Source organism: Fibrobacter sp., from assembly GCA_024398965.1.
Taxonomy (GTDB): Bacteria; Fibrobacterota; Fibrobacteria; order Fibrobacterales; family Fibrobacteraceae; genus Fibrobacter.
The window spans coordinates 1-1,456 of the sequence record JAKSIF010000145.1 but is presented as its reverse complement, the minus strand read 5'-3'; the positions used below and the strand labels follow the sequence as shown (position 1 = coordinate 1,456).

Sequence of the window (1,456 nt, the reverse complement as noted above, 5' to 3'; positions counted from 1 at the left end):
GTAAGCGTCTCCGCGATGACGTATTGCGGTATTTGCTGAAAGTTGCGACCTTTGCGGAAAAAAAGATTATGTCAACAGCAACAGATCGTTTTGAGAAGGCGTGGCAGAAGTACACCGCCCTTCTCAGTCAGAACCCACAGGCCAGTCTTGCGCCATTTCTCCGTGATCTTCATGTGAGTGTAGGTGCGATGAGCAACTGGATGAGCAGAAACGGATTGTCCGTCATTGACGCCAAACGCCATGCGCGCGCCCTCCAGATGGAAGAGCGTCTGAAATCCCTGCCGCATGTTGTTTCAGAGGACTCCAGCATGTTCGTTCCGGTTATCCCCCGAGTCGAAAAGACAGAATCTGGCGAGATGCTCTTCGGCATCTCCGTGACCCTTCCGGATGGGGTGATTATCACAGTCAAGCAGGGCAGCGCCCAGGCTCTCGTGTCCTTCATCAGGCATTATTCGGGAAAGGAAGGTGAATCATGCTAGGTCTGGGGGAAGGCATGCGCTATTATGTGTGCCAGCGGTACGTAAGGATGAATCTCGGCATCAACGGCCTGTACAAGCTGGTGAGCCAGGAGATGGGGCTTCCGCCTCTTGGCGGCGGTGTGTTCATCTTCTTTTCAAAGAACAGGCAGACGGTGAAGCTGCTTCACTGGGATACGGACGGCTTCGTGCTCTATCAGAAACGTCTTGAGCGAGGGACGTTCGAGCTGCCCTTTTTCAACCCTGTCAAGAAGGCCTGCGAGATGCCCTACAAGACGCTTTCCGCCATCATGGACGGCATAAGCCTCAAGAGCATGAAATATCGCAAAAGGCTTAAAATATAAACAAAAGCAACATGTTAACGAATTGCCATTCAATAATATAATATAGCAAATAATTATAGATTTACTTGATAATCTCATTCTTTTTTCGTATCTTTGCAGTATGAAAAAGGATGAGATTATTGCGCTTCTGCAGCAGTTGGTTGATAGCCTTAAAGCACAGAATGAAGACCTTCGCCATCAGGTTGCAATCCTTACCGAGGAGGTATCCTCGCTAAGGCAACTGCTTGTAGAGAAGGGCGAGCAGGAGGCTAAGCAGAAGCGCATAATCAAAGGCTTGTCCAAACTGCAGGCGAACGAATCGGAAAGACAGAACGCGCCTGTTCCTTCCAGTACAGAGAAAGAGGAGGGACAGGAGACTAAGCCCCGGGTGTATGAAAAGACCAACCATGGTGCAAGGCGCAAGGAGCACTATGAGGTGGAGACGGTGGAGGAGGATGTCTATCCTGATGATCCAAGGTACGATGCCATGAAGGCACGCCTGGTAAAGACCCGTGATGTCATCCGCTACAAGCTCATACCCATGCGCTTCATCAAGACCGTCTATCATGTACACATCTACAGTCAGGATGGAGAGATCATGCAGGGCAAGGCTCCGGATGCCCCCTTCCTGAACTCACAGTATGACGGCAGCTTCAT

General features: G+C 50.4%; 3 protein-coding genes. All 3 read left to right on the top strand.

Annotation, left to right across the window (positions count from 1 at the left end; translation table 11 throughout):
- The coding region (locus MJZ26_15180; GenBank protein ID MCQ2107118.1) for a hypothetical protein at positions 1 to 479 on the top strand (479 nt) is incomplete at its 5' end.
- Positions 473 to 820 (top strand): IS66 family insertion sequence element accessory protein TnpB, encoded by a 348-nt coding sequence (gene tnpB / locus MJZ26_15175; protein MCQ2107117.1) that lies wholly within the window; start codon positions 473 to 475, stop codon positions 818 to 820. The genes MJZ26_15180 and tnpB, both read left to right, overlap by 7 nt.
- Before the next feature lie 100 nt (positions 821 to 920).
- A partial coding sequence (locus MJZ26_15170) for an IS66 family transposase (GenBank protein MCQ2107116.1) occupies positions 921 to 1,456 on the top strand: 536 nt, incomplete at its 3' end.

Excerpts from the sequence above, each read along its gene's own strand:
- tnpB (MCQ2107117.1), top strand. The coding sequence starts at position 473 with ATGCTAGGTCTGGGGGAAGGCATGCGCTATTATGTGTGCCAGCGGTAC.